Raw genomic sequence first — 9,022 nt, 5'->3', positions numbered from 1 at the left:
ATATTCCGCCGATACTCCCCACCCACATCATAAAGCGCATGGCTGATCTGCCCCAGGCTATGCGTCTTCACCGCCTCCATCAGCGCCTCGAACACATTGCGCCTCTCCCGCGCCGTGTTCTGAAGGTACGCGAGGCCATGGCCGTCATGCACCATCTCCGGCTCTTCATCCGCCGCCGCCTGATGCGCGTGTGACGTCTCGCCCACCGGCGCCAGGGCGTTGCGCTCCTGCTGCCACAGCTCCACGTTGGCGATCTGCTGGCCCTTCTCTTCTTCCGTGCTGCGGATCAGTTCGATCTCGGTGGCGATCTCGCCAGCGTGCTCCTTCGGCAGGAACGTGTTCACGCCCACCAGCGGCAGGCTGCCGTCGTGCTTCTTGTGCTCGTAGTACAGGCTCTCTTCCTGGATTTTGCCGCGCTGGTACATGGTGTCCATGGCACCCAGCACACCGCCGCGCTCGCTGATGGCTTCGAACTCCTTGTACACGGCCTCTTCCACCATGCCGGTCAGGTAGTCGACGGCAAAGCTGCCCTGCCAGGGGTTCTCGATGAAGTTGAGCCCCAACTCCTTGTTGATGATCATCTGGATGGCCACGGCGCGGCGCACGCTTTCTTCGGTGGGCGTGGTGATGGCTTCGTCGTAGGCGTTGGTGTGCAGGCTGTTGGCGTTGTCGAACAGGGCGTACAGGGCCTGCAGGGTGGTGCGGATGTCGTTGAACTGGATCTCCTGCGCGTGCAGGCTCCGGCCGCTGGTCTGGATGTGGTACTTCATCATCTGGCTGCGGTCGTTGGCGCCGTAGCGCTCGCGCATGGCGCGCGCCCAGATGCGGCGGGCCACGCGGCCGATGACGGTGTACTCGGGGTCCATGCCGTTGGAGAAGAAGAACGACAGGTTGGGCGCGAAGTCGTCGATCTTCATGCCGCGCGCCAGGTAGTACTCGACGATGGTGAAGCCGTTGCTGAGCGTAAAGGCCAGCTGGCTGATCGGGTTCGCGCCGGCTTCGGCGATGTGATAGCCGGAGATCGACACCGAGTAGAAGTTGCGGACCTTCTGGTCGACGAAGTACTGCTGGATGTCGCCCATCATGCGCAGGGCGAATTCGGTGCTGAAGATGCAGGTGTTCTGCGCCTGGTCCTCTTTCAGGATGTCGGCCTGCACGGTGCCGCGCACGGTGGCCAGCGTCTCGGCCTTGATGCGGGCGTAGGTGTCGGCGTCCACCAGCTGGTCGCCGGTCATGCCGAGGAAGGCCAGGCCCAGGCCGTCGTTGGTGGGCGGCAGCTCGCCGTAGTACTTCGGGCGCTCGCGACCTTCGAAGAAGTCGTCGATCTTCTGCTGCGCGTCGGCCCAGCGGGCGTCGTCGGCCTTGAGGTACTTCTCCACCTGCTGGTCGATGGCGCAGTTCATGAACATCGCCAGGATCATCGGCGCGGGGCCGTTGATCGTCATCGAGACGCTGGTGGTGGGCGCGCACAGGTCGAAGCCGGAGTACAGCTTCTTCATGTCGTCCAGCGTCGGGATGTTGACGCCGGAGTTGCCGATCTTGCCGTAGATGTCCGGGCGCGGCGCGGGGTCCTCGCCGTACAGGGTGACGCTGTCGAAGGCGGTGGACAGGCGTGCGGCGGGCTGGCCGACCGAGAGGTAATGGAAGCGGCGGTTGGTGCGCTCGGGCGTGCCCTCGCCGGCGAACATGCGGATCGGGTCCTCGCCGGTGCGGCGGTAGGGGTACACGCCGCCGGTGTAGGGGTAGCTGCCCGGCAGATTCTCCTTGCCCAGGAACACCAGCAGCTCGCCCCAGCTCTTGTAGGTGGGGGCGGCGATTTTCGGGATCGGCTGGTGGCTGAGGGATTCGCGGTAGTTCTCGACGCGGATGGACTTGTTGCGGACCTGGTATTCGGTGACTTCGTCGGTGATGGACTTGAGGCGCGCGGGCCAGTCGCGGAGGTTACGGAGGTTTTCGCTGGTCAGCGACTGCACGGCGTCGTTGTAGCGCTGGCGCAGGGTCAGGAGAGTGCGGTCCCCCTCACCCACCAGGTCGTCGCCGCTGTAGAGGTCCAGGGCCTTGGGGAGCTTGTCGTCGCCGAGCTCGTGCAGGGACTGCCAGAAGGACTGGGCGCGGTCGGCGGCTTCGGCCTGCTTTTCGATGCTCGCGTTGATCGCCCTGCCCTGCTCGGCGATCTCGGCCAGGTAGCGGATGCGGGCGCCGGGGATGAGGACGGTGGCGCGGGGTTCGCGCAGGCTGGTGTCGACGCTGGGATTGAAGTCGCAGCGCGCACCTGCTCCTGCAGGCTTCGCGGCTATAGCCGCCCCCACAGTCGCTTCGCCGAGGACTTTTTCGCGCAGCAGTCGGCACAGGTTGGCGAACATCCAGCTCACGCCGGGGTCGTTGAACTGGCTGGCGATCGTCGGATACACCGGCACGTCTTCGTCGGCCGTCTGGAACGCGACGCGGTTGCGCTTCCACTGCTTGCGGATGTCACGCAGGGCGTCTTCGGCGCCGCGCTTGTCGTACTTGTTGAGCACGATCAGCTCGGCGTAGTCGATCATGTCGATCTTCTCGAGCTGGCTGGCCGCGCCGTAGTCGCTGGTCATGACGTACATCGGGAAGTCGACGAGATCCACGATCTCGGAGTCCGACTGGCCGATGCCGGCGGTCTCCACGATCACCAGGTCGTAGCCCAGGCCCTTGAGGAAGCCGATGCAGTCCTTCAGCACGGCATTGGTCGCGACATTCTGGCGGCGCGTGGCCATGGAACGCATGTACACGCGGTGCGAGCGCAGCGAGTTCATGCGGATGCGGTCGCCCAGCAGCGCGCCGCCGGTGCGGCGGCGGGTCGGGTCCACCGAGACCACGGCGATGCGCATCTGCGGGAAGTGGGCGAGGAAGCGGTTCAGGAGTTCGTCGGTCACCGAGCTTTTGCCCGCGCCGCCGGTGCCGGTGATGCCGATCACGGGCGCCGCCTTGCCGACCGAGGCCCACTGCTTGCGCAGCAGGGCCAGCTCGGATTCGGAGTGCACGCCGTCTTCCAGCGCGCTCAGCACGCGGCCGATGGCGATCTCGTCCTCCAGCGCCGGGCGGGTGGTGGCGACCGGGGCCGCTTCCGCCGCGCGGGCATCGCGGGCGCCGGACACGCGCGCCACCACGTCCTCGATCATCTCCACCAGGCCCAGCTTCATGCCGTCGTTGGGGTGGTAGATGCGCTCGACACCGTAGGCCTCGAGCTCGCGGATCTCCTCCGGGGTGATCGTGCCGCCGCCGCCGCCGACCACGCGGATATGGCCGGCATCGCGCTCGCGCAGCATGTCGACCATGTACTTCATGTACTCGACGTGGCCGCCCTGGTAGCTGGACAGGGCGATGCCGTCGGCGTCTTCCTGCAGCGCCGCGCGCACCACGTCTTCCACCGAGCGGTTGTGGCCGAGGTGGATCACCTCCGCGCCCTGCGCCTGGATCAGGCGCCGCATGATGTTGATCGCGGCGTCATGGCCGTCGAACAGGCTGGCGGCGGTGACGAAGCGCAGCGGCGGCCGGGACTCGGCGCTCGCAGCGGCAGTGGCGGGATGGGCTTGGCTGGCGGGGGTGCTCATGCTGCACTCGACTGCTTGGATCGGATTCCGCGATTGTAGCGTCGCCCGGCCGCACCCCTGTACCCGCCGCCTTGTGGAGCAGCTATAGCCGCGATCCCGACCCCGCCTCGCCTGCTAATCCAGCTCCGCCAACCCCTCCAACACCCGACCGCGATGGCTCTCCATCGCCCCTGCCGTCCGCTTCACGTCCACCTCCGCATCCACCGCCGCATGCCCGAGGATGAACGCGATCAAGGCCTGCACCGTCGCCGGATCATCATCGAAGCCCCCATGCGTGGTTGCCCGTGACGCCCCGGCATCGCCCAGCGGCCTGTCGTTCGGCGCCTGCACCCACGCCAGCCGCCCGCGGGTGATCAGCTCGCGCACACGCTCGTGGCCCCAGGCCTGGTCGGCGGGCGTGGCCGCCGCGATGAAGCGCGCCATGCCGGCGATCGGGGTGCCCTGGCGCAGGCGGTTGTCGATCCAGCTGCGCGGCTGCTTCTCGAACGCGCGCGCCACCAGGTACAGCAGCGACTTGTTGTAGATGCGCAGGCAGTGGTCGTCGCGCTCGGCGCTGTCGGTGAGGGTGAACAATGCGGCGCGCGCGACCTGGCGGGAACTGATCGCCGGGACATAGGCCTGGATGAAGGTGTCCATGTCGACCGCCGGCGCCCACAGGGTCAGGCTGGCCAGCCGCCCGCCCATGCCGAGCATGCCGCGCGCGGGCCCGCCGATGACCTGGCCGGGGCGCGTGAACAGCTGCACCAGCGGCGCCATCAGGATGCTGCCTGCGCTGTGCGCGGCGATGTGGATCTCGACCGAGGGATCCTCGCGCCGCCACTCATCCAGCAGGCGCGCGACCTGCGCGGCGCCGCCGTGTTCGATGGTGCCGCCGCCGGCCTGCAGGCGCACGGCGGTGGTGGCGAGCAGCGCGTTCTCCTTCATCTCGTCCCACATCAGCTTGCCGCCGATGGCGCGGGCCAGGGGTTCGATGGTGTCGTCGAGGCGGTCGAGCAGGAGGTCGCGGGCCTTGTCGAACAGGCCTTCGCTGCGTGGACGCGCGGCATCCTTCAGGATGTTGCCGAGCGTGCTCCAAAGGTCGGTCTTCCAGACGAAGCACAGCGGGTAGATCTCCTCGCGCAGCATGGCCTCGCGGTACTCGGCCACGCGCTGGATGGCGGCCTCCTCCGGCACCAGGCCGCCGTGCGCGTACAGCAGCACGCGCTTCTTCTTCCAGCCGGCGGTGGCCGCGCGCATGTCGCGGCGCACGATGTTGCGGACGTCGTCCTGGGTGCAGGCGAAGCGGCCCTCGCAGCGCAGCGCGCCGTTGTTGCCCAGGCTGACGATGTGCGGGCGCAGGTCGGCCTGCGAATAGCCGACCGACTGCCGGCCCAGCGGCGAGTTGCTGACCGCCACCGAGCTGGCGCGATCGAACTCCACCGGCACCGCCAGGCGCGCGACCCAGACATCGCTGCCGCGTTCCAGCCATTCGTCGTAGCTGACGTGGCCATGGCCGCCGCGGCCCCAGCGTGTGCCCCAGGAATTCTGGATCCAGAAGCCGTTGCGGTCGTAGCCGACCACGGCGAAGGCGTGCCAGCCGACGATCGGCTGCCGCGCCCAGGCGATGCGGCCGCTGTCGGGCGGTGCGTGCCAGCCTTCGTGCACGGCGGCCGAGGCGTAGAGCACGCCGGTTTCGGCGAAGGCGGCGTGCATGGCGACCAGGTCGCGGTGGTTCACGCGGGCATAGGCGCCGAGCGGATTGCGCAGGGCATCGCGCGCGCGTTCGTCGGTATAGGACTCGACGTGCAGGCCGGGCGTCCACGGCCAGAGTTCATCGGCGCAGACGCCGTGGCGGTGCCAGGCCTTCATCGCGCCGCGGCAGCTGGAGCCGGAATAGCCCTCGCCTTCCCACTCGTCGTAGCGGCGGGCCATGTCGTAGAGCATGCGGGTGCTGACGATGCCGGGGTCGGCGTCCGGGCGCCGCCGGCGCAGCAGCGCGTGGGCGACGGTGGCCAGGCCGAAGGCGGTGCAGGCACCGTCGTCGCCCTGGTCGAGCACGGGCACGCCCTGTTCGAGGAAGTGCTCCAGCGGTGACAGCGTGGGCACGTCGACCAGGGTGGGCTCGAACATGCGGTCGCGGAAGTCGGCAGTATCGGGCCGGGCGTCGAAGAGCCGGCGGGTGCCGGTGTTGAAGCCCGCGATCGCGGGCGGTACAGCGGGTGTGGACACGGCCATGCCGGGACTCTCCCTCGTCTACCTCAGCCAACCCCCTGGTAGGAGCAGCTATAGCTGCGACCCCGGTGTCCCGCAAGCCCGGGCCGCGCCGGGGCCCTGGGAATCGCAGCTATAGCTGCTCCTGCAAAAAGCACTAAAGTGCGGCAATTCGGGAGATGGGGGTGGCGGTGATCACACGGGCACGGCGCATCGCGCTCTGGGGGGCGTTCTCGCTGCTGGTGCTGGTCGGCAGCGGCCTGCTGCTGGCCGACCACCTGACGCCGCCCAACACGGGCGAGCCCTCGTACACCCTGCCCGTGGCCGCGGACCACACCGAGCTCGACCGCGAACTCGTGCCGCTGCTGGCGCGCAACCCCGGCAAGACCGGGGCGCTGACCCTGGTCGACGGCATCGACGCTTTCGCCGCGCGCGCGATGTCGGCGCGGCAGGCCGGCCGCAGCCTGGACCTGCAGTACTACATCTGGCACGACGACCTCACCGGCCGCCTGCTCGCGCGCGAGGCCTGGCAGGCGGCGGAGCGCGGGGTGCGTGTGCGCCTGCTGCTCGACGACATCAACGCCGGCGGCAAGGACATGCCGCTGCTGGTGTTCGACGGGCATCCGAACATCGAGGTGCGCCTGTACAACCCCTTCCGCAACCGCAGCGGCATCGCGCGGCTGCTGGAAATGCTGCAGCGCGGCTTCAGCCTCAACCACCGCATGCACAACAAGGCCTGGATCGCCGACGGCCGGGTGGCGATCGTGGGCGGGCGCAACGTCGGGCTGGAGTATTTCAGCGCGTCGGAAAGCAGCAACTTCCACGACCTCGACCTGCTGCTGTTCGGCCCGGAGGTGGCGAGTGCAAGCGCGATCTTCGACGCGTTCTGGAACAGCGAGGCCGTGGTGCCGCTGTCCGACCTCGGACACCTGGGCATGGACGACATCCGCGCCGTGGCCGGGGCCATCGGCGGCGAGGCGCGCACGCCGGCGGCGCAGCGCTACCTGCAGCGGGTGGACAACTCGCCGAACGTGCGTGCCTACCTTGACGAGACGCTGTCGCCGCACTGGAGCGATCGCATCCGCGTCGTCTCCGACCCGCCGGTGAAACGTGCCCACGACGACACCACGGGCTGGCTGGTGGAGCACGTCGACGCCAGCCTGCGCGGCGCGGAGCGTGCGGCGCTGCTGGTGTCGCCCTACTTCGTCCCGGGCGACGGGACCTCCGACATGCTCACCGGCCTGGCCGCGGACGGCGCGCACGTGGGCGTGATCACCAACTCGCTGGCCGCCAACGACGTGGTGGCCGTGCACGGCGGCTATGCGAAATACCGCAAGCGGCTGCTCGCCGGCGGCGTGCACCTGTACGAGCTGCGCCCCGAGTCCGCGGCGGGCCACGACGCGGCTGACGAAACCGCCGATGCGCGGCCGCGCGCCAGCCCCGTCGGCAGCAGCGGCGCCAGCCTGCACACCAAGGCCTTCCTGGTGGACGACACCCACGGCTTCATCGGCTCCTACAACCTCGACCCGCGCTCGGCGTACCTGAATACCGAGATGGGCGTGTTCTTCGACGATGCCGGCCTGGCGGCCGACCTGCGCGCGGAATACCTGCACCTGGCGGGGCCGGCCATGAGCTGGAAGGTGGGCCTGGACGGCGGCGGCGACCTGGCCTGGCTGGACGCCGCCGGACCCGAGCCGCGCCTGCTGCACAGCGAACCCGAAGCCAGCCGCTGGCGACGCCTGCAGGCCCTCGTCTTCCGCTGGCTCCCCGTCGAATCGCAGCTGTAGCTGTAGCCGCCCTGCCGCGACTGGGGACTGGTCGCAGTCCGGATCGCAGCTATAGCTGCTCCCACAGGTTTCACGGCGGGTCGCGGGCCGCGAAATGTTGCGCTGCCGCATCCACCACCACGGGCAATTGACCGGGCAGCGGCGTAGAATGCCGCGGCTGTCGCACGCCGTTTGTGACGTCGGGCGATCCTGGCGACTGATACAAATCAGCAACTTACCTAAACCACCGGCCGCCGGCCGCGCTCAGCGCGGTGACGTGCGCCGGCTGCGGAGTCCGGAATGATCTTTGAGCATCTCGATACCTACGGCCACGAGCAGGTCGTGTTCTGCCACAACAAGGACGCGGGCCTGAAGGCCATCATCGCCATCCACAACACCGTGCTGGGGCCGGCGCTGGGCGGCACCCGCATGTGGCCCTACAAGAGCGAGGCCGAGGCGCTCAACGACGTGCTGCGCCTGTCGCGTGGCATGACCTACAAGAACGCGGTCGCCGGCCTCGACATCGGCGGCGGCAAGGCCGTCATCATCGGCAACCCGGCCACCGACAAGTCCGAAGCGCTGTTCCGCGCCTTCGGCCAGGCCGTGCAGTCGCTGGGCGGTCGCTACATCACCGCCGAGGACGTCGGCATCGACGTCAACGACATGGAATACGTGTACCGCGAGACCGAGTTCGTGACCGGCGTGCACCAGGTGCACGGCGGTTCGGGCGACCCCTCGCCGTTCACCGCCTACGGCACGCTGCAGGGCCTGATGGCCGCGCTGAACGCGAAGTTCGGTGATGAGGAAGTCGGCAAGTACAGCCACGCCGTGCAGGGCCTCGGCCACGTCGGCATGGAGTACGTGAAGCTGCTCAAGGAGCGCGGCGCGAAGATCTTCGTCACCGACATCAACCAGGCGCTGGTCGACAAGGCCGTGAACGAATACGGCTGCGAGGCCGTGGGCCTGGACGAGATCTACGACGTCGACGCCGACGTGTACTCGCCCTGCGCCCTGGGCGGCACCGTCAACGAAGAGACCCTGCCGCGCCTGAAGGCGAAGATCATCTGCGGCTCGGCCAACAACCAGCTGGCCAACAACGCGATCGGCGACGAAGTCGAGAAACGCGGCATCCTGTATGCGCCGGACTACGCGGTCAACGCCGGCGGCGTGATGAACGTGGCGCTGGAGATGACCGGCTACAACCGCGAGCGCGCCATGCGCCAGATGCGTTCGATCTACCACAACGTGTCGCGCATCTTCGAGATCGCCAAGCGCGACGGCATCCCGACCTACAAGGCCGCCGACCGCATGGCCGAAGAGCGCATCGAGGTCATGGGCAAGCTCAAGCTGCCGATGGGCCGCACCACGCCGCGCTTCCACGGCCGCATCCGCGGCGGCGCGTAAGCAGCCGCGATTTCGACAAGACGACGGGGCCTGGCGCCCCGTCGTTGTTTCAGCACACCGGGCCGCGCGCAGGATGCG

Annotated in this window: 4 protein-coding genes; 2 read left to right on the top strand and 2 right to left on the bottom strand. The window is 68.6% G+C overall.

Annotated features, from left to right (window positions below; genetic code table 11):
* Both WCD84_RS10015 and WCD84_RS10010 read right to left on the bottom strand, forming a co-directional pair.
* A partial coding sequence (locus WCD84_RS10015; protein WP_343281275.1) for a methylmalonyl-CoA mutase family protein occupies positions 1–3,584 on the bottom strand: 3,584 nt, incomplete at its 3' end.
* Positions 3,585–3,698: 114 nt separating this feature from the next.
* Positions 3,699–5,798, bottom strand: coding sequence for a C1 family peptidase (locus tag WCD84_RS10010; RefSeq protein ID WP_343281274.1), 2,100 nt, complete (start codon positions 5,796–5,798; stop codon positions 3,699–3,701).
* 161 nt (positions 5,799–5,959) lie between these two features.
* On the opposite strand from WCD84_RS10010, the gene WCD84_RS10005 reads away from it, so the two are divergent.
* Positions 5,960–7,561, top strand: a complete 1,602-nt coding sequence (locus WCD84_RS10005; RefSeq protein WP_343281273.1) for a phospholipase D family protein — start codon at positions 5,960–5,962, stop codon at positions 7,559–7,561.
* Between the two features lie 279 nt (positions 7,562–7,840).
* Complete coding sequence (locus tag WCD84_RS10000; RefSeq protein WP_343254104.1) at positions 7,841–8,944, top strand: Glu/Leu/Phe/Val dehydrogenase dimerization domain-containing protein; 1,104 nt, start codon at positions 7,841–7,843, stop codon at positions 8,942–8,944.
* Positions 8,945–9,022 lie beyond the last annotated feature (78 nt).

Source organism: Luteimonas changyuni, assembly GCF_039548395.1.
GTDB lineage: Bacteria > Pseudomonadota > Gammaproteobacteria > Xanthomonadales > Xanthomonadaceae > Luteimonas.
Note: the sequence above shows the minus strand (reverse complement) of the source record. Positions and strands in the feature narration are given on the sequence as shown.

What these genes read in the sequence shown, in the direction of transcription:
- WCD84_RS10010 (WP_343281274.1), bottom strand. Translation starts at nt 5,798, where the DNA reads ATGGCCGTGTCCACACCCGCTGTACCGCCCGCGATCGCGGGCTTCAAC.
- WCD84_RS10000 (WP_343254104.1), top strand. Translation starts at nt 7,841, where the DNA reads ATGATCTTTGAGCATCTCGATACCTACGGCCACGAGCAGGTCGTGTTC.